Annotated in this window: 25 protein-coding genes; all 25 read right to left on the bottom strand. The window is 68.2% G+C overall.

Annotated features, from left to right (window positions below):
• Positions 1–2: 2 nt before the first annotated feature.
• The 25 genes from CA983_RS02855 to CA983_RS02735 all read right to left on the bottom strand — a co-directional run bounded on the left by CA983_RS02855 (position 3) and on the right by CA983_RS02735 (position 22,148).
• Positions 3–605, bottom strand: coding sequence for a hypothetical protein (locus tag CA983_RS02855; protein ID WP_086599277.1), 603 nt, complete (start codon positions 603–605; stop codon positions 3–5).
• Positions 602–1,696: a DUF5047 domain-containing protein gene (locus CA983_RS02850; RefSeq protein WP_086599276.1), complete on the bottom strand. Its 1,095-nt coding sequence runs from the start codon at positions 1,694–1,696 to the stop codon at positions 602–604. Before CA983_RS02850 ends, CA983_RS02855 begins: the two co-directional genes overlap by 4 nt.
• Positions 1,697–1,699: 3 nt before the next feature.
• Positions 1,700–3,931 carry a hypothetical protein gene (locus CA983_RS02845; RefSeq protein WP_086599275.1) on the bottom strand — a complete coding sequence of 744 codons (2,232 nt, stop codon included), beginning with the start codon at positions 3,929–3,931 and terminating at the stop codon, positions 1,700–1,702.
• Between the two features lie 14 nt (positions 3,932–3,945).
• Entirely contained in the window at positions 3,946–8,826 is a 4,881-nt protein-coding gene (locus CA983_RS02840) for a hypothetical protein (RefSeq protein WP_086599274.1), read from the bottom strand.
• A gap of 21 nt (positions 8,827–8,847) precedes the next feature.
• Entirely contained in the window at positions 8,848–9,141 is a 294-nt protein-coding gene (locus CA983_RS02835; protein WP_086599273.1) for a hypothetical protein, read from the bottom strand.
• Between the two features lie 110 nt (positions 9,142–9,251).
• Positions 9,252–9,683 (bottom strand): hypothetical protein, encoded by a 432-nt coding sequence (locus CA983_RS02830; RefSeq protein ID WP_086599272.1) that lies wholly within the window; start codon positions 9,681–9,683, stop codon positions 9,252–9,254.
• A gap of 105 nt (positions 9,684–9,788) precedes the next feature.
• Complete coding sequence (locus CA983_RS02825) at positions 9,789–10,391, bottom strand: phage tail tube protein (RefSeq protein ID WP_244206596.1); 603 nt, start codon at positions 10,389–10,391, stop codon at positions 9,789–9,791.
• A 59-nt stretch (positions 10,392–10,450) separates the two neighbouring features.
• Complete coding sequence (locus tag CA983_RS02820; RefSeq protein WP_086599270.1) at positions 10,451–10,843, bottom strand: hypothetical protein; 393 nt, start codon at positions 10,841–10,843, stop codon at positions 10,451–10,453.
• Positions 10,840–11,169: an HK97 gp10 family phage protein gene (locus CA983_RS02815; RefSeq protein WP_086599269.1), complete on the bottom strand. Its 330-nt coding sequence runs from the start codon at positions 11,167–11,169 to the stop codon at positions 10,840–10,842. The genes CA983_RS02820 and CA983_RS02815 overlap by 4 nt, the downstream gene beginning before the upstream one ends.
• A 15-nt stretch (positions 11,170–11,184) precedes the next feature.
• Positions 11,185–11,403, bottom strand: a complete 219-nt coding sequence (locus tag CA983_RS47545; RefSeq protein ID WP_244206595.1) for a hypothetical protein — start codon at positions 11,401–11,403, stop codon at positions 11,185–11,187.
• Between the two features lie 152 nt (positions 11,404–11,555).
• Positions 11,556–11,969, bottom strand: a complete 414-nt coding sequence (locus CA983_RS02805) for a hypothetical protein (protein WP_086599267.1) — start codon at positions 11,967–11,969, stop codon at positions 11,556–11,558.
• A gap of 10 nt (positions 11,970–11,979) precedes the next feature.
• Positions 11,980–12,903: a glycosyltransferase family 4 protein gene (locus CA983_RS02800; protein ID WP_341866633.1), complete on the bottom strand. Its 924-nt coding sequence runs from the start codon at positions 12,901–12,903 to the stop codon at positions 11,980–11,982.
• 107 nt (positions 12,904–13,010) lie between these two features.
• Complete coding sequence (locus tag CA983_RS02795) at positions 13,011–13,964, bottom strand: phage major capsid protein (protein WP_086599265.1); 954 nt, start codon at positions 13,962–13,964, stop codon at positions 13,011–13,013.
• A gap of 12 nt (positions 13,965–13,976) precedes the next feature.
• A complete protein-coding gene (locus CA983_RS02790; RefSeq protein ID WP_086599264.1) occupies positions 13,977–14,633 on the bottom strand; it encodes a hypothetical protein in 657 nt (218 codons plus the stop codon).
• Between the two features lie 60 nt (positions 14,634–14,693).
• Complete coding sequence (locus CA983_RS02785) at positions 14,694–15,470, bottom strand: VG15 protein (RefSeq protein ID WP_244206594.1); 777 nt, start codon at positions 15,468–15,470, stop codon at positions 14,694–14,696.
• The gene (locus CA983_RS02780; RefSeq protein WP_279628410.1) at positions 15,448–16,845 is read right to left on the bottom strand and encodes a phage portal protein; all 1,398 of its coding nucleotides are present in this window, start codon (positions 16,843–16,845) and stop codon (positions 15,448–15,450) included. Before CA983_RS02780 ends, CA983_RS02785 begins: the two co-directional genes overlap by 23 nt.
• Before the next feature lie 62 nt (positions 16,846–16,907).
• Positions 16,908–18,197 (bottom strand): terminase, encoded by a 1,290-nt coding sequence (locus CA983_RS02775; RefSeq protein WP_244206591.1) that lies wholly within the window; start codon positions 18,195–18,197, stop codon positions 16,908–16,910.
• Between the two features lie 123 nt (positions 18,198–18,320).
• Positions 18,321–18,473, bottom strand: coding sequence for a hypothetical protein (locus CA983_RS47540; RefSeq protein ID WP_244206589.1), 153 nt, complete (start codon positions 18,471–18,473; stop codon positions 18,321–18,323).
• 73 nt (positions 18,474–18,546) lie between these two features.
• Positions 18,547–19,026: a phage terminase small subunit gene (locus tag CA983_RS02770; protein WP_086599261.1), complete on the bottom strand. Its 480-nt coding sequence runs from the start codon at positions 19,024–19,026 to the stop codon at positions 18,547–18,549.
• Positions 19,027–19,626: 600 nt separating this feature from the next.
• On the bottom strand, positions 19,627–20,172 hold the full coding sequence (locus CA983_RS47060; protein WP_208636867.1) for an HNH endonuclease: 546 nt from the start codon (positions 20,170–20,172) through the stop codon (positions 19,627–19,629).
• 714 nt (positions 20,173–20,886) lie between these two features.
• Positions 20,887–21,144 (bottom strand): hypothetical protein, encoded by a 258-nt coding sequence (locus CA983_RS02755; protein WP_086599259.1) that lies wholly within the window; start codon positions 21,142–21,144, stop codon positions 20,887–20,889.
• 5 nt (positions 21,145–21,149) lie between these two features.
• Complete coding sequence (locus tag CA983_RS02750; protein WP_086599258.1) at positions 21,150–21,380, bottom strand: hypothetical protein; 231 nt, start codon at positions 21,378–21,380, stop codon at positions 21,150–21,152.
• A 4-nt stretch (positions 21,381–21,384) separates the two neighbouring features.
• A complete protein-coding gene (locus CA983_RS02745; protein ID WP_086599257.1) occupies positions 21,385–21,678 on the bottom strand; it encodes an HNH endonuclease in 294 nt (97 codons plus the stop codon).
• On the bottom strand, positions 21,675–21,950 hold the full coding sequence (locus tag CA983_RS02740; protein WP_086599256.1) for a hypothetical protein: 276 nt from the start codon (positions 21,948–21,950) through the stop codon (positions 21,675–21,677). The genes CA983_RS02745 and CA983_RS02740 overlap by 4 nt, the downstream gene beginning before the upstream one ends.
• A gap of 3 nt (positions 21,951–21,953) precedes the next feature.
• On the bottom strand, positions 21,954–22,148 hold the full coding sequence (locus CA983_RS02735; RefSeq protein WP_086599255.1) for a hypothetical protein: 195 nt from the start codon (positions 22,146–22,148) through the stop codon (positions 21,954–21,956).

Below are 22,148 nucleotides of genomic sequence, written 5' to 3'. Positions count from 1 at the left end.
TCCTAGATCGTGTAGCTGATGCCGTCGAGGCACACCCACGTCGGCAGGTTCGTGGACTGGAAGGTGCGCAGCGCCCCAGCCGCGGTGATCTCCAGGCGGCAGACAGACGGCATCGCCCCGGCGTCGCGGGCGACCGCCCATGCCACGGCAACGCCGGGCCGGATTGCTGAGGGGATGGTGGCGAGGGTGTCGCCGTCGGGGATCGTTCCCGACGTGGGCCCGATACGGCCCCGCATCCAAATGCGGCGTCCTGCCCTCAGGTAGCTCGCCGTGTAGCCATGACCGGGGTTGGTGTATCCGGCCGCGAGGGTGAGCGGGGTCCAGTCGGGGTCGGTCGTCGTGGTGCGGCCCCAGGCGAGCCAGTTGCCGCTGCTCGATTGGGTGATGGCGATGAGGTCACCAACGGCCGGCTGACTGTAGGTCTCCATGCAGCGGATGTCTGGGACGCCGTCAGCGTCGACGGTGCCGTCGCCGTTCTCGGCGGTGACCGTGGCGGTCCGCCAGTCCGCGCCGCGCACCGAGGGGGCCCGTTCGCCTGCGCGTTTGGCCTGCTGTTTGAGGGCCGAGGCGAGGTCGCGGTGCATGCTCGGGCCGGGCTTGGTCACGCGTCCTCCTTCGCGGAGATCGTTGAGATCGGAAAGTCGCCGTCCTGGCTGAGGGGCACGGTGAACGCGGCGGCCTGGTGGAGCTCGCGTGTGCCGTCCTCGTGCATCACCCGGAGTACGTCGCCAGATTCGAGCGCGGGGTTCGGCAGGCTGGAGATGTCGCCGGACGCGTTGGGGGCTTTGCTCTTGGCGAGTTCCGCGTTCGCGGCCTGGGCGCAGGCGTTGAGCGTGGTGTAGGCGCTGGAGGAGATGAACTTCGGGCGCCGGCCGTAGGGTCCGCCCCAGTACGTCGGCGAGGTGGGGTCATCGTCTACCGCCAGATAAGAGATGGGCAGCACATTCTCCGACGCGTTCTCACCGCGGGCGAGGACGCCGTTCTTGACGCCGTCGGAGGTCACGGCCCGGTTGCCGGAGATGTAGGCGCCGCCCTCGATGGCTTCGATCGCCCACACCGGTGGTGTGGTCAGCAGGTTGGGCAGTGAGGCGATGACGAACACACCGTCGGCGTTGCAGTACACCTCGGCGCCGGCTGCGGCTGCGATCTCCTGGGCGCCCACCCACGGATCGCCCTCGATGTCGAAGACCCTGCTGCCGATGGGGGTGTCGACGATAAGGCTGATGATGTCGGCGGTGGGGATGCTGCGTTGTATCAGCGCGGTGACCGCGCCGACGACCGTGCCGGACACCTTGAAGGGCGCGGTGAACAGGTCGTCAGCGACGATCGCCGACAGATCCTTGCCCTGCAAGCTGACGGGGCCCTCGTTCACGTCACCGTCGACGTTGTCGAGCCTGAACACGCCAAGCGGCACCAGCTCGGGCTGGCTGCCGTCGCCGTAGTCGATGCCGCGGGAGATGCGCAGCCTGGCCCCGTAGGTGGCGAGCTGGTCCGTAGGGCTGCGCGGGATCAGGGCCGGGTCGGCAACCGTGACGGTGCAGGTGCGGCGGATGGCCTGGCCGCGGTCGACTGTGACGCTGCCACCCGTGTGCTCCAGGTCGATGACGTCGCCGTTCGTGAGGAACAGCTGCACCCGGGTGGCCACCTGATGGGATTCGGCGAGGGTCTTCAGGAACCGGTCTGAGACGGGGTACATCGATCACCCCGTTCGGCGGTCGAGGAACACGTCTTCCCAGGTGGCGTAGGTGTCGAGGACGTCCTGCCAGGTGTCGAACTCGGTGAGCACGTCCTGCCAGGTGCGGCCCGTAGCGCCGTTGACGCCGGTCGTGGTCGGCATGTCCGCCTCGGTGAGCGGCAAAGTCCAGGTCCGCCACTGCTCCTGCGCGAGAGGGCTGACCCGGGCCTCGGTGATCTGGGCGACGTTGACGTACATGTCGGCCACGCCCATGCCGGGTGCGGCCTGCCACAGCAGCGTGGCGCCGGAGTCGAGCAGCAGGTGCAGCGCGGCGCGTTCCTCGTCGGAGCGGGTCCAGATGACGAGGTCCCCTTCGAGGCCCTGACGTCGACCGGAGAGCACCACTTTGTTGCGGCGTCCGCGGATGACAAATGCCGCTTGCTCGATGGGCCGCTGCCAGTCCGGCGCCTTACTGACCAGCACCTTCGTATTCCGCTGCGGGTTGCCAGGGTCCTTCAGCCACGCGATGTTGGCGTCGACGAGGGAGAGCATGACCGTCTCCGACGTCCGCGAGGAGGCCGTGGTGCCGTCGGCGTTGAGGATGGCGATCGAGTAATGGACCGGCACCCCGAAGGGCGCCTCGTGGTCCTCTACGACGAGCAGATCGGAGGTGATGCGCTGCATGTCGATGAGCCCGGATGGGCCGCGGACCAAGGTGCGGGCGCCGTCCGGGGTGACCCGATACAGCGATAGGTAGAAGTCGAGGGGCAGTTCCCGCAGGGTGATCAGGTTGTAGCCGTCGTCGGAGCGCGCGTCGACGTCGGTCTGCGGCAGCACCTCCCACAGGGTGACCAGGTCGACGTTGAGCACGCTGGCGGTGGCGGTCGCGGTGACGACCAGCTCGATCGCGGCCTGCGTCGCCCCGGCGGGGGCCTCGCCGTCCGCTGGCATGGCGTACCAGGATGTGCCTGGAACGACGTAGTTGATTCCCGTGCTGGCGCCGAGATCATTATTGGCTGCGTCGTACCAGCGGATGCGGACCAGCACGTGGGACCAGGTTCCCGCGTCAGGGTGGGCGACGATCTGCGCCCGCCAGTTCACGCCCTCGGTCACGGGGAAGCGCGCTGACCGGACGGTGGAAGCGGTGGCGGTGCTGCTGGCTATGGCCAGCGAGTAGGCGCCCTCGAAGAAGCTGTCGCCCCATGGGCTGGTGCGGGCGAGCGTCGCCACACCAGCAGCCACCGTCCATCCGGCGACGCCCTGCTCGAACGAGCCGTCCGCGTAGGGGATGACAGTGCCGGCCTGCAGCTCCGGCGCGGCGGCGATGACGATGGTCTCCAGCCGCAGCACCTGCCCGGCGCTTGCCCCGTCCAGGCCCGCGGCGAGCGAGCAGGTGGCTGCGTTAGCCGGAGCGATCGCGGAGACCCGCTGCCGGTACATGCCGGTCGCCGGTGTCGGTGGCGCCAGCGTGGACCGTGTGGCCTGGATCTGGTTGCCGTTGCTGTCGTAGTAGCGCAGCTCGATCCACGCCGTCGAGGCAACTGTGGGCGGCTGCATGTAGGCGTAGGCCAGGTACTCCTGGCCCGGGGTGACCGTCGGCCGGTCCACCGCCAGGATGGAGGCGTTGCCAGCGGCGACGGCGGTCATCGCCAGCGTCTGCCCGCCGGCCCAGTAGTTGGTGACGGACCAGTTCATCACCGGCACCTGGCGGGACACGGAGGCGTTGACGACCGGCGCCCAACCGGAGGCGTCGACCTCGCTGCTCTCCGTGTTGAAGGGGAGCAGGTTGCCGAGCACCCGGAGAGGCGCCCCGAGGTAGATGTTCTCCCAGAAGTGGGAGACGCCTGCGCCGGTCTCAGTGCTGCTCAGCAGCACTTGGGCCTGAGTAGCCCCTGCCGGGGCCAGGCCAGCGACGGACACACGATGCCAGCCGGCCGAGGCCGCCATCGTGGTCAGCGACCAGGTGATGGACAGTTCGGTCGCGCCGGCCATCCACCGGATGCCGATCCGCTCTGTCGACGCGCCCGCCGCGTCCGCGAACGCGTAGTACGTCGTCCCAGCGACGACGGGATAGCTGGAGACGGTGCGGGCCTGCATCTCCCCCGCCGCCACCGACCGGACCGACAGGCATCCGCCCCCGCCGGTCCGGCCGCCGATACCCATGAGAATCGAGCAGTTGAGCTTACTGATCCAGCCCGACGTGTTCGGGTCGATGGTCTCCGTCGTGGCCGAGAGGAGGTTCCCGGGGATAGGCAAGGGAGGGCCCCCTCTCAGCTCGCGTTGAGTACCTGGATGAGCTCGCCCTGTGCGGTGCGCACCTCGGCCCGGGCGATGTCGGTGATCTGCTCGTTGCCGACGAACACCGACACCTGCAGGTCGCCGAGCTGCTGCTGCGCCGACCTAGCGGCCAGGGAAGTGAGGGCGTTGGCCTGCGCCGTCGTGAAGACGGGCTCGGGCCGTCCGGTGCCGTTGTAGGCCAGGTTGAGCCCGGGCTGGAGGTATCCGCCGCTGTCGTACTTGCCGGGCATGAACCCGTACCAGCTGTTGAACAGGCGGTCGTTGTAGCCGCGGGCCCGCGAGCCCACGACCACGCCGTCGCCACCGCGGGATTCGACGTCGGTCTTGCCGACGGTGCCCGCGGTGTGGCCGACGCCGGCGTGCGTGATCCCGACCTTGAAGGCGGAGTTACCGTTCTTGACCCAGCCGGGCGGGGTGCCGCCCTTGAAGGCGTGCGTCGACCACCTGCGGTGCGGCTTCTGGCCTCGGATGACGGACTCAATGGCGCTCATGAAGCCGCTGCAGTCCCAGCTCGGGTTGCCGTCGCCGCCCCACTGGTAGGGCTTGCCGTTCTGTGTGCGCGCCCATTTCAACGCGGCGGCGATACGCGGCCCGCCGATGCCTCCGGCGCCCCGCTTGTCGGCTTCCTTGCTGTAGCCGAACAGGGCGTCGATGATCCTGGTCGGAACCCTTCGGATCATCTTGCCGAAGCCGGTGTCGGCGCCGGGGAAGTTCCGCAGCAGCGGATCGACGACGTTCTTCACGCCGGCCCGGGCGGACGCTTCAAGGCTGTCCTTCAGCCACGACGCACCCTCCTTGATCCGGTTCCAGGCTGCGGATCCGGCGCCGAACGCTGCCGACGCCTTGTCCTTGATCCAGCCGAAGATGCCGCCGTCCGCGAACGACTGCACCGGATACGTGCCGCCGGAGGCGTACCGCAGGGACGTGTCGGTCGGTGTGTTCGGGTTGCCGCCGAGTATCGGCGCCAGCGCGGCCTTCACGCCCTGCGCTCCCCTGGACTTCGCGACGCTGTTCATCGCGCCGACGAACCCGGAGCCGACCGCGCGGGTGAACTCCGGCCGCATGATGGCCTCGCCACCCGACAGCTCCAGCCGACCACCCGTCGGGGACACGAACCGGTGCACATCCTTGCCCGGCGTGTAGCCAGGCATGATGCCACCAGATGCGAAGGAATACTTCTCCAGCTTCGGGGCCCCGAACGCGGAGGCGACCTTGTTCCAGACGCCGACGATGCCGCGGTTGTAGACGGTGTCGACGACGAACTGGACGGGCTTCCGCGAAATGGACTTGATCTTGTCCCAGGCCGTTCTGATACCGCCGACCGCGGTATCGAAGGCACCCTTCAGACTCCGCACGATGTCCTTGAAACGGTCGAAGACCGGCTTAATGCCCTTCTCCCACGCGTACTTGCCCGCGGCGACGATGCCGTTCCAGGCAGGCTTGAGGGCGTTCTGCCACAGCCACTTGCCCCAGCGGCCGACCTCCTGCATGCCCTGCCAGATGAGGCGGAAGACCGGCCGGAGAACGTTCTCCCACATCCACTTCGCGCCGGTCTGGATTCCGTTCCACGCGGGCTTGATGGCGTTGTTCCACAGCCACTTCGCCTTGTCGCCGATCCACTGGAACGCGGGTCGGAAGGCGTTCGTCCACAGCCATATGGCGATCGCGCCGATCGCCTCGAACGCCGGCTTGATCGCGGTGGACCAGAGCCACATGGCGATGGCCCCGACCAGCTTGATCACGGCATAGATCGGCAGCAGCACGATCGTGACCAGCGCCGTCAGGAGAATCTTGCCCGCGAGGACGATTCCGTCGAATGCAGGCTTGATAGCGTTCGTCCACAGCCACATCGCCCACCGGCCGACCGTCTGCAGTCCGCCCCAGATCGCGGTGAACACCGGCTTCAGCGCGTTGTTCCACAGCCACATCGCGCCCGTCTGGATCGCCGACCACACAACCTGCACGGCAGTGCGGAACCACTCGAAGCGGCGGTACAGATAGACGACCGCCACCACGACACCGGCGATCGCGAGAGCGATCCAGCCCCACGGGCCCGCCATGCTGATCAGGTTGAACGCGGCCATCGCCTTGCCAGCCAGGAACATGGCTATGGTCCACAGGCGGGTGACGACGAGCAGCCCCCACAGGCCCACCACGACCTCAGGCAGGGTGGTGGCGATGTGGCTCAGGCCGGAAGCGAGAGCGCCGAGCAGTGCCAGCAGCGGCTTCGACACCGGCGCCAAGGCCTGCCCGATGTCCATCAGCGCGGTGCCGATCTTCCCGAAGGTGCCCGCGAGAACCGGGGCCATCTCCGAGCTGTACGACAGGAACCGCTCGAACGCCGGGGAGCCCTTCAGGCTGGTGCCCCAGTCCGCGAATCGCCTAGTGATCCGCTGCATGCGCTCCGAGATGGAGTCCATGTGCGGGAAGAAGGCCTGCATGACGCCGGCCATGCCCTTGAAGACGTTCGCGAAGGACACGCCAAGCCCGGTGATGGCGGGCTTGATGGAGTCCTGAAGGTCGGACTTGAACTCCTTCCACCAGGGCGACTTGAAGCCGCGCGAGGCGCGGTCCTGGAGTCCCTTGATGGCGTCCGCCGCCGCCAAAACGAACGGCGTCAGACCGGGCAGGGCACGACGCATCCCGTTCAGCGCCCGGGTGAAGATCGGCATGACGGCGGGCTGAAGCGACTTCGACCACGCCGAGAATGCGTCCTTCAAACCGACGAACGCACGAAGTGTCTGCCGCGCGCTGGGCGTGAGTTTCGCCAGCTCAGCTTGGTACTTGGCCTGTGCGATGGCAGCCTGATCCACGCCCCCGGCCGCTGAAAGCGACGCGGAGGCAATCTGCCGCTGAGCTGAAGCGATCGAATCCGCAGCCGACTGCTGAGCACTGGCGAGCTGCTCCTGAGCACGGGCCACAGAGCGAGCCCCGTCCTCCTGCGTTCGAGTCACGTTCCGCTGCGATTCAGCGACGCGCTCCTGCGCATCGGCGATGTCCCGCTGCGACTGCACCGCCTGCCGGGCCGCATCCTCACGGGCCTTCGCCAGCTGCTGCTGCCCCTTGGCGACGCCCTCATCCGCCTCACGCAGACGCTCCTGCGCATCCAAAACCAGGTCGGAGCCCTCGACGCCGGCCCTGTCGGCCTTCAACTTCTCCGCCGACAGGCGCTTCGTCTCCGCGCGCTGATCCTCAAGCCGCTGCACGGCCTGGTCGTAGGCGAGCTGGGCACGCTGCTGCTCCAGCAGCGACACCTGGGAGCCAGCCGCCTGCACTCTCTGGAGCCGGTTGCGGGCCTCCTCAACCCCCAGCACGGCGTCCCGCTCCGACAGTGAAGCGTTCGCCAGTCGGGACTCCAGATCCTCCAGCTGGCGGGCCGCGTCCGCCCGTGCCTGAGTGAGATCCTGCTGAGCCTGCCGGGCCGACCTCTGTGCGTCGGCGAGTGACTCCTCCGCGCTACGGATCTGCTCGGCCGCCGACCTCTGCCGGTCCGCGGCCTGCTGCACCGCATCCGCGAGTCCCCGCTTGGCCTGCTTGACCTGGTCGGCCGCACGCTCATTGGCCTCAGCGGCGTTCCGCGCGGCGTCGGCGACACCTTGCTCGGCCTGCCGGATCTGGCGTGCCGCGTTCCGGTGTGCCGTAGCGAGAGACTGCTGCGCCGACGCCATCTGCAGCGCCTTCTGCGCGCCCTGCCCAGACGCCTGCCCGCCGCGCAGCGTCGCGTTCGTCGCCGCATCCTGCGCAGCCTTCTGCGCCTGCAGCACCTTCCCGATCTGCATGAACGCAGGCACCGCCACCGCAGCGATCCCGCCGATACCCACCGCCGCAGCCGTCGCCTCCGCAGCCACCGCACCCAAACCGGCAGCCGCCACAGGCAGCACCGGCAGCAGCGCCGGCCCGAACGCCAACGCGGCCGTGACCAGCATCTGCATGCCGTTCACGCGGACGTTCACGCTCGCCGTCTGGCCGTCCAGCCGGTTCACCATCGCCTGCACTCCGGCAAGCTGAGCTGCTGCCGCGCCAGCGTCCACGCGGACAGCCACATCGGCATCCGACGCAGACAGCGCCTGGAGGCGTGCCTGGATAGCCTGGATCCGGGCCGTCGCCGTCGCGGTGTCCATGTCGACACCGATCCGCACGTCCCGCAGGGCCGTCAGCTGCGCCCGCAGCCGGGCAATCTCCACATCCGCTTGCGACGAGTCCGCCGTGAGGTTGATGTTCGGCAGCGACGCCTCAGCAGCTTGCACCTGCGCCCGCAGTCGCTGCCCGAACGTGCCGTCCGTCTCCACACGGATTCGGGCGGGGTCGCGCGTGACGTCGTCGATCTGCTGCTGCAGCAGCTGCAGTTGTGCGATCGCCGCCGCCGTGTCTGCACGCACCGCCACGTTGGGGTGGGCGGCGCCGATCCGACGCAACCGCTCCTCAATGTCCGCGGCCTCCGCCCGGGCGGTCGCCGCATCAATGTCGATGCCGACCGTCTTGCCGGCCAGGGTCTCCAGCCGGGCCCGCAGCCGGGCCAGGTCCGCGTTGATGCCCGTATCCGACAGCCGCACATCCAGCCGCGGCATGCTACGGAACGCCGCCTCAAGGCGGGCCCGCAGCGACCGGGCGAACGCCCCGCCAGCCTGCTCCCCGCCCCGAGTCGCAGCCGGCCGGGCCGCACGAGCACCGTTCTGGATGCCGTCCCGGACCGCGGGGGTGATGTGCGTGACGATCTGGCGGCCGATGATCCGGCCGACCTCGTCGCCCACCGTCGTCGCCACCGGCACCAGTGCCGCCCGCAGGCGAGACTGGATACCGGTCGCGTTCGGTACGACATCGACTTCGACGGAGCCGACGGAGATTGCAGGCACCGGGAGCCTCCTCCCAGCGCCCTATGCGGCGCCCCCTTGCAGCAGCTTCAGCAGCTTGTCCGCGGACTTCTCGGTGAGTTGCGCCTTCTTCTTGCGTGGGCCCGCCCCCGGGCGGCGCATCGGCTCAGGCGGATCCGGCCGCTTCGACTTCTTCTCGGTGTTGACGCAGATCAGCACCCACTCCAGGCGACGGATCGCATCCACCGCCGTCGCGATCAGCTGCTCCTGCTGCGACCAACGCCCCTTCTCCGGCTCGCCCCGGTCGGCCTGCTCGGCGAGCTGCATCGGGGTGAGCTCGTTCCGCAGCGCGGTCATCGTGTGCGACTCAGAAGGCAAATGCTCGATGAACACCCTCAGCCACCGCCACGACCGTTTGCCGGTCAGTACGTCGGCGATGTCGTAGTGCCGGTCGATGAGATCGGCCTCTACCGCCTCCGGGTGGGCCTGCCAGATCGCGACCGTGCTGCGGACTTTCCCAACGGCTCCCCCGACCGGCTGCTCGCATCCTCAACGAACGTCAGCCATTCCTCGAGCGTCGGGTCGACCTCAAGGAAGAAGTCGTAGTCGTCCGGGTGCAGGATCTTCTCCGCGAAGAAGTCGATCTGCCCCTGGTTAAGGGCGCGCTGCCAGGAAGCGCGCCACGCCGACGGCGGAATGACCTGCACCTCCTCACCGCACAGTTCGGCGGCGACGTAGTGGCCCTCGGCTTCGATCTCCTGCGCGTCGGCCGCCGACACCTCGGCTTCCTCGACCTCGACGTCCGGCTCGGCCGCACGTCGGGTGGTTGCCGGTCGGGATGCGGCGCGTGCCGCGGTGCGCGGCTTCCTGCTGGTGGTGTTCTTGCTCGTCGCTGCCATGGCGCGGGCTCCTCACTCGTCTCGGCGCGGGCAAAGGTGAAGGTGGACGGGCCGGGCCCGCGCCAACGGTGACACCCGCAGGTGCCTGCGGCCCGTCCACCCGTCTCAGGACCCGGTGTACGCCTCGGTCTCCGGCACCCGGTCGAAGTGGTACACGGTGAAGCCGGCGGTGTCCGGGTAGGCAGTGATCGTCCACTCGTAGCCCGCGACCTCGTCCTGCTTGTGGGACACGTCGGACCGCTCGGTGATCTCCCCCTGCGGCACGTAGAAGCCGCGCTGGAACGAATCGCCGTCGAGGACGACGAACCAGAACGCCCTGCGGTCCGGCGCCGGGCTGGCGGTCTCGGCGAACGACGTCAGCCCGGCGGTCGGGACGAGATCCGCCACGTCCAGCCGGTACTGCAGCGACTGCACCGTCGTCCGGCCCGTCTCCCACACCGTCAGCCCGAACGTCCGCAACGAGCTGGTGATGGTGGTGCGGATCGGCGCCGTGAACCCCCACGGCGTGAACGACTCCGAGTCCTCGTCGAAGCCCTGCACCAGACCGTCGTCCGAGATCGCGCCCAGCGGCGCCCACGGGGACAGAGGCTGAACCGCCGGATCGCCCGGCGACGTGGTGCCCAGCGGAGCCGTCCAGCCGGCCCCGTTTGCCCCCACCTCGAGGAGGTCCGCGGCGCGGGTGATGTTGACCATGATGTCTCCAGACATGCGTGTAGCCCGCGCACGGGCGGGTGAGGAAGGGGTCCGGCGCGGGCCCAAAAAGCCGGTCAGGAGACCGGGTGGCAGAAGATCTCGTAGGTGGCCCCGACACGGCGCAGGGCCGTGTTCTCGTAAGGGCGCACAGCGGGCAGTGTGAGGGCGCCCGTGCGGCCGATGACCAGGCTCGTGGTCGACGAGCCCCTCAGTTCGCCAGTAACCCAGCGGTGCACCTCGCGGGCCAGAGTGAATGCCTCAGCGCGTGTTCGGTGGTAGGTGTCGATGTCGACGAGCATCCGCGCGAGCTTGACGCCGTCGTCGTCACCGGCCGGGATCTGGTTGATCTGGATCGTCGGCAGCTCGTTGGCCAGGTTGTTGTCGAGTTCGTCCCGGGCCACAGCGTCCGGCCAGCGGGCCTGAGCGCGCGGAATCAGCTCGCCCTCGATGTCGACTAGCGCGGTCACTGGTTCCGCCCACCGATCTGCGCCGCCCTCAGCAGGACGTGATGGGCAGGCACCTTCTCGGTGCCGTACTCCACCCAGCGGGCGTAATAGCTGGTGTTGCGGACGTAGCCGACCGCGCGGTCACGGCGACGGCCGCCACGACTGGTGCTGTCCGTCTCCCACGACGCCTTGTAGTGGCCCGGGTGAGGACTGTTGGGGTCGACCGGGGACAGGCCGATCGCGACGCCCTTGATGACCTCGGCGCGGCGCAGCATCTCCGCCTGCATGCCCGGCATCCGCAGCATCTGCCCAATGCCCTTACGTTTGACCTTGAACCTGGCAGCCACAGGCCCTCCTCTCGGTCAGCCGGTGACGCGATCAGCGGCGAACTGGACCAGGCCGCGGGTGCCGGTGAACGGGGAGCGGCCCCAATCGCCCGGCTCGCCCGTGATCTCGCAGGTCACTCCACGGATCACGGCCTTGTCCGTCGTCCGCAGCGGCATGCGGGGGTGATCCGGAGGGGCGTACACGGTCCAGCCGACGATCACCGTGTCCCGGTCCTGCTGCTGAGAGCCGCCCACCTGCGGCGACTCCTGCCGCAGTGTCACCACACAGCCAGGCAGATCAAACGACTCATCCGGGCCCGGGAGCGGCTGACCTCGCGGATCCCGACCCGGCGACGGGCCAGTGCGCTTGATCCGCACCGTCTCCCCAAACGGAAACGACGCCGGCATCAGCTATACCCCCAGCCGGGTTCGAAGTCGTCGGTGAACCCGGCATCGTCGATCGGCCACGTCGGCGACGGATCCGCAGTGGCCGGTGTCGGATCCACCGTGAACGCCCCACCACGGCCCGCCAACGACTTGAGGGCGCTCTTGTCGGACTTCGTCAGGTACAAGCCGCCAGAGCCCTGCGGACGCTGCACCGACATGGGGCCGATCGTCTCGTAAGACACCTGCTGCGGATTCACGTAGGCCCGGCCCGCGACCGAGAGGACGACCGCTTCCGCGCCTTCCGGGAGCGGCTTGACGACCGTCTGACACAGGCTCGTCGCCGTCGTGATCAGCAGATCCGCACGGTCCCCGTCGATCGCCTCAAGCCCCAGGTACAGGCCGAGTTGCTCAGCCGTCGGAGGAACGAACGCCATGCTCGCCTCCTCAGGCCACAGACTCCACAGCACTGCACCACGCCGCCAGATCAGCCGCCGGATCCAGCTCGGCAGACCGAGCCTTCGCCCGCTTCGACGCCAGCCGATACTCGGCGGCGGTGAGCAGCTTCCGCAGCACCGCCTCATAGCCCGCGACGTCGTTGCGGTCGACGAAGATCCCGGCTTCGCCGAGCGACTCGCACAACCCTGGGGTGGGGTGCGCAACGACCGGAATGCCGCTGGCGAGCGCCTCGCAGCCGGCCCGGCCCCACGACTCGTAGGAGGACGGCATCAGGAGCACCCGCGTGCGGGCGTACACCTGCTCCCGCATGTCCTCGCCGCGGACGTGGTCGACCACCTCGACGTTCGGCAGGTCGGGGAGGATCTGTTCCCCGTAGGCGCCCTTCACTGCGAGGAACAGCTGGTCCGGCATGCGCTCGGCGAGGGCCTTGAGGACCTTGCCGCCCTTCTCCGGATTGCAGTTGATCAGCGTGATCACCTTGCCGGGCTTCGTCGCGTACTCGTCGGCGAACACCGGAGGTCGCACGATCAGCGATGCTGCGGGGCGGATGGCCTTCGGGTACTCGGCGAAGAACAACTCCGCCTCCCGCTCCATCCACTGGCTGTTGTAGACCGCCAGCGCAGTGCCCCCGGCCGCAGCATCCCTGAAGGTGGGCCGGTGCGTGTTGTGGCAGACCACCACCAGCGGCTTGCCGTAACCACGGGCCAGCGACGCCGTCGACGGCACCGTCTCCAGATGCGCCAGCAGCACATCCGCCCGACGTACCGCCGTCGGGAAGTCGAGACGGGAGGCCAGCGGCACGACCTTGATGCCGCGGTACGCGTACTCCCGGCTCGCCTTCCCATACCGGGATAGCCACACCGACACGTCGTGACCGCGTTCCACCAGCGGCCGGAGCATGCTGATCAGCATGTGCTCCGCGCCTGCATTGTGCTCCGGAGGAGCTGCATGAACGCGGGCCACAATCCGTAGGGGCTTGGCTGCCCCGCCCGGCGCGGAAGCCGGGACAGCCCTCGCCATCAGGAACCGCTCGGGGTGCCGGTGTACCGGACGAACGCATTCTCGTCACCCATGACGAAGCCGTAGTACGCCTCCGCGAGCAGGAGCACGAGGTTCTCCTGGAACGCGGAGTGCACGCCGCCGTCCTCGTCGATGTACGTGGCTTCCTTGGAGATCCGCACGGTGATGTCCATGCCGATTCCATACGCCGCCTGCGACCAGTCGCCACCGATCGCCCGCAGGCCGGAGTCCACCGACGCCGACTGTCGGCGCTGCTTGCCCGAGACACTGCGCGAGTAGGCGAGCGGCTCGCCGATCAGCGTGCCTCCCGAGGCCATGTTCGTGCCCGGAGTTTGCGTGTCGACGAGGATCGGCTGCCCGTTCGCGTCCGTTGCGCGCAGCAGTTTGGGCTTCAGCCGGTGGTCGGCGACGGTGCCGGTGAAGTCCCAGTCCTTGTCGACGACGAGTTCCATACCGTCGACGAAGTCGGCCCAGATGCCGCCCTCGTTCCGCGGTGCCGTACCCAGCACGATCGCGTTGTCCGTGGCCGCCAGGTAGTCGGGAAACGGCCCGGTCGCGCCCTTCATCGTCTTGCCGTGGATCGCCGCGTGGTCGAAGGCCCGCGCGAACGCCGTCGGCAGGTCACGCTGGAGCTGTGTCCACAGGCCGCCCGCGTTGGTCATGACGACCTCTTCGGCGACCGGGATCAGCACGGCGACCTTCTTCGCCTGCATCTGCTTCACGGCGACGCCGCCGCTGGACAGCGGCTTCTTCGCCGCCTGCCCGACCCAGTCTGCGGTCGGCACGTCCATCGGGATCGGAACCGACGTCGTGGCGTCCAGGGCCAGCGGCGCAGGCCGGGCCAGCTGCATGACGGCGCTGGACTCCACCGACTTCTCGAAGATCGGCCCCGCGAGAGTGCGGGGCAGTAGTGCGTCGTTGACGTCGGACAGTTTGAGAGCGGCCGTGGCCATGGTCTACCTCTTTCAGCGGCGCAAGAGCCGCGAGTTCATGAACCCCTCGAACTCGTCCGAGGGGTTGAGGGTCCGTTGCTTGTTGGCGCCGGACGCTTGCGTGCGGTCCGGTGCGGGGCGCCGCGGGCCCTCCTGGGGCTGGGTCTTCGCCCAGTGCGGCTTGCGCTCCAACAGCGCCTGGAGATCCGCCTCAATGGCGGACTCGTCGATATCGCCCGAGTCGTCGATGTACGCGGAGAGGTCGAGCGAGCCGATCGCGTCCTCCGGGTCGGTGAATGCCGCCCGCTCCCCCGCCGGCGAGCCGGCCAGTGCCTGCACCCGAGCCTCCACGAGACGCTTGCGGGTCGTGGCGATCTGCTCCTGCGCGGCGGCGAGCTGGTCGTTGAGGCGCTCCTGCTCGGACTTCTGCGCGTCCTCGAACTCCTTGGCCTTCTTCGCCAGCGGTTCGAGTTCCTTCAGACGCTTGCGGAGGTTCGCGGCCTCGCTGTTCTTCTTGCGAAGCTCGGCCTCGAACTTCTTCCGGTCGAACGGCTGGTCCTCGCGGTCGGGCTCCGCCTCCCGGGCGTCGTCCTGCTGCTCGGTGCCGCCCTGGCCGTCAGTGGCCGTCTCCTCGACGGTCTCCTCCGTGCCGGACTCCTGCTGCTCGACGGTCTCGTTCTCTTCGGGCATGACGAATCGGCCCTCCAGGGGCTGTCGAAATGAAGAAGGCCGCCACCAGGGCGACCAGGGTCAGAAAGAACCCGGGAGCGGGTTCGAGTCGTGCTCCGCCAGCGCCCGCCGGAACCGGCGAAGCTGGCTACCGGAGTGGCCGGCGGCATACTCCTCGTACAGCCGCGCCCACTCACGAGCCTGCGGGGACGGCTCGAACGTCTGCCCCGCAAAGACTGGGATCACGCCGCAGTGGCAGCCGTCATGGGCGCGGAAGTCGACCGTGTCTTGGGCGTACACACTTCCTCTGCTGGCGAGCATCTTGCAGAAGGCGCACGCGCCGAGCGCTGCCGAGCGTGCCCACGCTCGCGCCTGCGGGTCCTGCCGCACCGCCTCCAGGACAGTGCTCCGGCCCGTATCGGCGACCAGCTTCTGAGCGACCAGCTCGGCCTTCTTCTCCGCCTGCACCAACCGGATATCGAGAGGCTCCCGCTGCGCTGCCGTGGCCAGCTCAGGATCGCGTTCCCACACGTCCTTCGCCGCCCAGCGCAACGAGGCCTCCGTCTTCTCAGGCGGAGGAGGTTCCGAGACCGGCACCGTGAAGGCGCCGGGCACCGCGGCCGCATCCCGCTGCACGTCATAGAACTCGGCACCGAGAGCAGCCGACGCCTGCGCGTACTGGTCCACGACCGCCTGCACAGCGGCGAACCAGTCGGGCATCGACTGCCGCAACCGCGACGGAATGATCAGACGACGGAGGCCGCGCACATCCCGCACCAGCAGCCGCGTCAACCCGCGTTGTGCCGACCGGTACCGGTCCGGGCCACGACCACCGTCAGAGACCGTCGTCGCCATCATCGGCCTCCACCACGTCCGGCAGAGATCCGCCCGGCCGGTCGCTCAAAGCGGCCAGCCGCTCCATCAGCGCACCACCAGCCGCAGAAGCAGCCGACCGGCGGCGATCCACAGCGATCCGCTGCCGCTGCGCCTCCGTGAACCCCGCCATCTCCAACGTGACGTCAGAATCGGCCGGCAGAACACCCGCCTGAACCAGCTTCACCGTGGCATCCACCTGAGCCGCCACCGTCGGAGTCGCAGGGTTCCGCCACACCGTCTCGATCCGGCGGGTCTTCTCCGGCGGCTCACCATCCCGCACCCACAGCGCGAGCCGCATCGCCTGCTGCCACGCCGCCCCGAAGCGGCGAATCCGCCGCTCCGAGCGCTTCACCAGCTTCGCCTCGGTGGAGCGGATCGCATCCGCGGAGGCCGGGTTGTCCGTGGTGTAGCCGAGCATGTGCGGCGGCAGACCAAACTGGCTGGACATGATCCGCGCGTACAGGTCGATGATCTTCGTCATGCCCGTCGGGTCATGCGCCGCGAACTGTCCGACGTCCGGGACGTTGCCGTCCTCATCCCGCTCCAAAGCGAGCACACGGCCGATGTACGTCTCCCACGCCGACTTCGCCGTACCGTCCGCGTCCTGAAACGCCGACTCGCTGGCGCCGAGGATGTAACGCTGCGGGGCACCGAAGAACTCAGCCGCCACCTCCATGCCCATCAGGCGCCGACACGCCGCATCCGTGATCGACATGACCTCCGGGGTGATCTCAGACTTACCCACCCGGTCCGCGGTCCGCTGCCTATTCGCCATCCTGACGACCGGCACAACACCGAGGTTGTGGATGTCGCGGTCGATGACCTCCCACCCGCCGCTCTCCGACGGCAGGCACATCACCGTTTGATCCGGCAGATACAGGACCAGCATCCGCTCCTCAGGCCCCGACTCGATGTACGAGTCCGCGGCACACTCCCGCAGAGCCGCCGTGCCCATCCGCAGCCGGGCATCCCACATGAGGGTCATGTCCAGCGGCGACTCGACCGAGATCAGCGGCGGGCACTCGCCGTCACAGTCCCCCGAACCAACGGCGAGGTACTCCCGGCCGTACACCAGGGCATCCAGGTGGGCCAACGACGACTCGTCGAACAGATCGTTCGCCTCGGCGATCTCCGTCAGCTCGCCGGAGTCCGCACCGTCCGCCCAGCGGAACGCCTCCAAATCGAGACGCTCCTCCAACGACTCCACACCCACCCGCGGCCAACCGATCACCGTGTGCAGGCCCTTGAGTTGCGGCGGGATCGAGATGCCGAGGTCGCGCACCAGCTGCTCGCCGTTGAAGTACGCGTCCCGCAGCGTCAGCGCCCACCGGTCACGCAGCATGTCCGCCCGCAGCATGTTCACCAGGGCCAGCTCGTCATCCGACAGATACACCAGCGGCAGCTCGGGGATGGAAACGGTCACTTCAACACCACCACCCGTCCCGACTTGCCGGCCTTCTTACGACCGAGCCCCTTGGCCATCGCATCCACACGGCACTGCCAGGCGAGGACGGCAGCGATCGCCGCGTCGATCTTGTTCGGGCTGTCCGGGTGTTCCTTCATGATCTGGATGCCCGTCCGCGATGAGCGGCGCCGGGCGTTGAGAACGTGCCGCATCAGCACACTCGATGCGTCATGCGACAGCTCCCCGTCGACGACGCTCGACCTGAACTTCTCCAGCGCCCGCACGATCTGAAATGACCGACCGCCCGTCATCCACCACTCGATCGGGTGCTGCGTTGACGCCTTGAGCTTCAGCCGTCGACCGTGGTCCGCTTCCCACTTCGCCACATGGGACTCCCATCTGGCCGGGTCCGCGTACATGCCGACGACCTTGTAGTCCCGGAAGGCATCCTCGACGGTCGCCAGCACCTCGACGATGGGCACTTGCCAGTCCTGGCCGAACGGACCGTCCGGCTGCTCCCAACAGCCCAGCAGGAACAGGTGGCCATCCGAGACACGGCAGCCAACCAAAGCAGTCGCGTCCGTGACACCGCGATTGCGGCGCCGTGATCCGTCGAAGCCAAGGACGATCTCCTCGCCCCTGCCGACCACCTTGTCCGCCGCGGCCACCCCGGCCCACTCTGGCTGCGAGATCCACGAGTCGGAGGCGTGCGTGATCTGATTCAGGAAGTCCGCGCGCGACGTCTGCGGATCCGTGCCCGGGTCCCAGATCGTTGCCACGATCGTGTCCAGGTCGACATGCCCGCCGTTCCGGTCAGCCGAGTCGCCATAGGTGAAAGACAGGCCGGCCAGCAGCGAATCCCGGTCGGTCATGTCCGTCTCTGGAGGCGCCTCACGGTGGTCGTAGTACAGGCCGTCGTCCCGCGCGCGCCCTTCACGGATCTTCGCCCAGAACGCGGCCGACTCCTCTGCTACCGACCCCTCGCCCGGGATGTAGGCGTTCGGAGACTCGATGGTCGTGCCGCCGACCTTGGCCGCGTTGATCCGCATCGTCTCCGCCAGGCGCAGCCCGTTGTTCGAGCGGACCCACTCCTCCGTCTGGTCCAGCACGGCGAACACCGGCTTGTTGCCCTTCACCGTGCGAGCCGACGACGTGATCGGCTCAATACGACCCCGCGGCAGGTTCACGAAGCTGTCCAGCGGCTCCAGGCCCGGATACTCATCCAGCACCGGGCCCTGCAGCATCTCTAGCAGCGGTGCCCACGTGTTCTTCGTCTGCGTCTCCGACACGGCGGCGATCTGCACCAGCGGCGTCCGCACTTCTGACCAGGGCTTCCCGACCGGCTGCCCGTCGGCATCCCAGCCGTCCGGAACAACCGGCCCGAGCGCCTCAACGATGGCCAGGGCAGCTAGGAAGGGGGACTTGCCTCAACCCCAGCCGCGAGGCCGGGAGATCACCCCCCGGCGGAAGCGACGCTTCCCAGTGTGCGGGTTGATCTCGTAGTAGCGGAGGACGAAATCCTCCTGCTCCGGATACAGCACGAACGGCTCGTACTCGCCGCGGTCCGGTGCCGCCAGCATCTCCGAGATCCAATCGATGACCTCGAACCCCAAGGTCGGAACGGCCCCAGGCTCTGGCGGCTTCCACGACATGTCAGCCTCCCGACGCCTCCTCAGGTGGCGGCAGCGCCCGCAGGACGCCTCGCCGCTCCCTCGCCGACCGACCGCCCTCTGGCCGCTTACTATCCGCCTCGTCGGCCTGGGCGAACTGCATGCGCAGACGAGCCCGGTCCTCCGGGGTGGCACCGAACTTCGCCACCCTCAGCCGCAGTTCGGCAGCTGCCGACATTTCCCCTGACCACAACCGCGCATGCACCACGGCCGTGTCGAGGAGGAAGTCCCAGTCCGTCGACGAGAAGTGCTCTGCCTGCGGGGATGCCTTCCACATCTCCCACCAGTCCAGCGTCCGGGCCGGCCATGCGTACTCGACGAGCTCGCCGTCCTTCATCACCGACAGAGTCGGCAGCTCCGGCGGCTCCGCATGCTCGAAGCGCAGGACCGTCTGCGCGATCGGATCCTTGTTGCCCCTGGCTCGACGCGAGGGGTCTTTGGGCTGCGGTCCGCGACCTGCCACCGAGCCCACCTCCTCGACGATCCAAAGTCCCCAGACCCGTCCTCGGTCTTAGCGTGTAGACGGCCCCGATCCGGAAAGATCACGGGAAGGGGATCTTCCCCCGGGTGATCTTGGTGGTGGCGATCACGATGCTTGATCCACTCAGCTCGCATCCAGCCAGACGCCCAGCCGGCCGTCGGCCCACCCAGAACCGCGATCAACTCTCGCCCTGATCGCGTTCGATCGCCGTTCGACTCGATGTCGCTGCGACGCGATGACCATGACCGCATCGGCCTGCCTCGCCCTGGCGTGCCGTGCCATGCCCTACCGCCGCGTGGTGGGTAGGGCGGCACGTAGGGGGCGGCCGGCGCCCGCCCTACCCTGTCGGCCTGCTCCCTGCCGTCGAGGGAGTGGTGTACGAGCAGCCAGCCGATCGACCCATCCTCGTGGGCGGCTGGCTTGACCTCTGGTCCGCACACGCAGTCGGCCTCGGCCGTGCTGGTGTCGTGCTCGACCAGGTCGCCGATCGGGGTGACATGCAGCGTGTGAGTCACCTGCGCCAACCTCTCGGGAATGCAGAGACCCCGACGCGCGAAGCGTCGAGGTCTCCACCTGCCGAGGTCAAGCAGGACGTCTCGCTGGCTGCCGCTTCTCGGTAGGGCGACGAAGCCGCAGTTCCTCGTAGAGAACCCAGTCCTCGGGCCGCACTCGGTCACGCTTGCCGCTGTTGCAAGCGCGGTGTGCGGCGGCCACGTTCTCCCAGACGTGTCCGGGTGAACCCGGCGTGGCAATCGGGATGATGTGGTCGATCGTCGGCTTCCCTGTGATGGGTAGGTAGCACAGATGGCAGAGCATCCCATCGCGGTCGAAGATCTCAGCCCGCGAGATGCGCTCCATCGGGAGGCCGCGACGTCGCATGCGCCGCACGTCCTGGTTATGCATCACCTGGCAGCTGGTGGTGCAGAACCGCTTACAGATCCGCTCGCCGTCGTCGATCGCTGCCCCGCAGCGCTCGCACGTTCGCCCGAACCTCTCAAGGAAGCGGTCAGGGGCGACGTAGTAACGGGTGCCGCACTTCTTCGAGCAGTACTTCTTTCCTGGGCGCGGGGCCGGAATCGGCTCACTGCATGCAACGCAATTCGTGTGCTTCGGTGGCTTCGCCTCCACGCCTCGTCGTTCTCGGCGCAGCCGGTTGAAGGGTTCCCGCTGGCACTCCGTGGAGCAGTATTTGACGCCGGCTCGACTTCCCTCGGCGGGCGCCCCACAGACGACGCACGGTATGACCGTGATCCTCGGCTCGCCCGGGTGGTTTCTCGACCACATCCTGCACGCGATCGAGCAGGTGACCTGTCGCGTGTCGGTGGCCGTGAAGGCGACACCGCAGGCGGCGCACGTCCTGTACATTTTCATTGCCAGCTGCCTCGCTCGGGCTGCGAGACCACTACAGCGCAGGGTGCAGTACTTCTCACGGCCGGTCTTAGCCGTGTAAGTCTGTCCACAGTGCGGGCACGTTGCGCTGCGCGCCCGGTTGGCCTGGTGCTCCTGCTCTCGCGCCCTGTAGCAGTCCTGACAGTATCGGGCGTTGCCGTGGCGCTGAGAGAGGTCCGCAGTGCAGCCACGGCACGTTCGCGGCGTCGGCTGGCTGGCGCCCATGCTGCGCGCCTTACGGAGGCGATACCAGCACTTCCTCGAGCACACGGTGGCATCGGATCGGACGCTGGTGAACGTGTCGCCGCAGGCAGAACACGCTCGCGTATGGTTGGTCATGTCGGTCCTGTCCAGTCAGGGTCGTCCATGACCCCGGGACTGTTGGCGCAGTCGCCGGGGTTCCTTCATTCCATTATCGCAGTTCAACTTCCGGTTTGTGTAAGGACGTTGGTGTTATCCGCGTCGCCCCTTGGTGCCGCGGTTGGCCTTCGAGCCGGGCCAGTGACCGGTCGCTTCCTTGAACCTGAGAGCGCAGTACCCGCGCGCCCGGGGGCCCATGAAGCGCTGCACGCGGGATACGCAGCGGGTGAACGATCCGGAGCGGAGGGCGTAGCCGACGCCGGCTGCCTTGCCTCCGCTGGTGGGGCGGTCGCTCCAGTACCGTCGGCCTTCGCGGACGATGCGCCGGTTGGACTTGCCTCGGCTTGCCACAGGTCTCACTCCTTCTGCGGCGCGGGCTCCGGTTGGTCGGGGGCTTGTGGTTCGTCTACCCGTTCTACGCGCCGGACTTGCGTGGCTGGGACTGCGATGGCGACCGGGTTTTCTGCGAGGGTGTCGCGGTCTTTGAAGAGGATCCATCCGTCTACGAACTCGACGGTGAGGTTGGGGTCTTCGATGAGGGTGTCGTCGCCGTGTCGTTCGGCGTGGATGACGAGGTATGCAGGCACGGCGTCACCTCAGTCCGGGGTGTGGTTCTTCGGGGCGTCGCCGCCCGGGCCGGGGGTTGGCGCGCTGCGCCTCGTTGCCTTCGCGGCTGGACTTGAGGCCGTGGCAGGTGGCGCATACGCCTTGGAGTCGGTCTTCTGCGTGGGCGTCGGTCTTGGCTTCGATGTGGTCGCAGTGGGTTGCTGGCCGGACGTTGCAGATCTGGCAGACCACGTCGCGGGCGAGCACCTTGGCGCGGATCTTCGCCCAGTTGGATGGCAGCCGGCTCTTGCGGTCACTGCCCTGCCAGCCGCCGCTCACGGCTGCGTCTCGGCGTTGGGGTCGTCTTTCTGGCCTGGTCGCCAGTCCTTGATGAGCTCGAGGGTGAGCGTGCAGTTGGCGGGGTCGTAGCCGGTGATGCGGTAGACGACCTGGTCGGCGATGACGATGTCACCGCGTTCGACGCGGAGGTAGAGGCCTGGCTGGGCGAGGAGGTCGACGTCCATCTTGGCCCGCTGCGGGGCCTCGTCGACGGTGACTCCGATGCCGAAATGTCGGGTGAGCTGGATGTCTCCGTACTCGGGGTCGCTCACTGCTCACTCCTCGGGGCTGCGTTCGGTGTCGCTGTTGAGCGCCCATCCGCTGAAGCCGGCCCGCCGGTCGGTTGGGGTTTCGCTGGCGACGCCGTAGAGCCGGACGGCGGCCTCTTCGGCGCGCGCGAGGGGATCGTCGCTACTGCCGTTGATATCGACGGTGATTTCTCGGACGCCGTCGGACAGCTTCACCGTCAC

This window comes from Streptomyces swartbergensis (genome assembly GCF_002148965.1).
Taxonomy (GTDB): domain Bacteria; phylum Actinomycetota; class Actinomycetes; order Streptomycetales; family Streptomycetaceae; genus Streptomyces; species Streptomyces swartbergensis.
The sequence above is the reverse complement of the archived record's forward strand: the minus strand, read 5'-3'. Positions and strand labels throughout refer to the sequence as shown.

Coding starts and splice junctions, on each gene's coding strand:
- CA983_RS02800 (WP_341866633.1), bottom strand. CDS start 12,903: ATGCTGATCAGCATGCTCCGGCCGCTGGTGGAACGCGGTCACGACGTG.
- CA983_RS02830 (WP_086599272.1), bottom strand. CDS start 9,683: ATGGCAGCGACGAGCAAGAACACCACCAGCAGGAAGCCGCGCACCGCG.
- CA983_RS47540 (WP_244206589.1), bottom strand. CDS start 18,473: ATGCTGGCGGCACCGGACCGCGGCGAGTACGAGCCGTTCGTGCTGTAT.
- CA983_RS02780 (WP_279628410.1), bottom strand. CDS start 16,845: ATGCTGCGGGCGGACATGCTGCGTGACCGGTGGGCGCTGACGCTGCGG.
- CA983_RS02790 (WP_086599264.1), bottom strand. CDS start 14,633: ATGCCCGAAGAGAACGAGACCGTCGAGCAGCAGGAGTCCGGCACGGAG.
- CA983_RS02825 (WP_244206596.1), bottom strand. CDS start 10,391: ATGTCTGGAGACATCATGGTCAACATCACCCGCGCCGCGGACCTCCTC.
- CA983_RS02850 (WP_086599276.1), bottom strand. CDS start 1,696: ATGTACCCCGTCTCAGACCGGTTCCTGAAGACCCTCGCCGAATCCCAT.
- CA983_RS02805 (WP_086599267.1), bottom strand. CDS start 11,969: ATGGCGTTCGTTCCTCCGACGGCTGAGCAACTCGGCCTGTACCTGGGG.
- CA983_RS02835 (WP_086599273.1), bottom strand. CDS start 9,141: ATGACCGCGCTGCGGAACGAGCTCACCCCGATGCAGCTCGCCGAGCAG.
- CA983_RS02795 (WP_086599265.1), bottom strand. CDS start 13,964: ATGGCCACGGCCGCTCTCAAACTGTCCGACGTCAACGACGCACTACTG.
- CA983_RS02785 (WP_244206594.1), bottom strand. CDS start 15,470: ATGATGGCGACGACGGTCTCTGACGGTGGTCGTGGCCCGGACCGGTAC.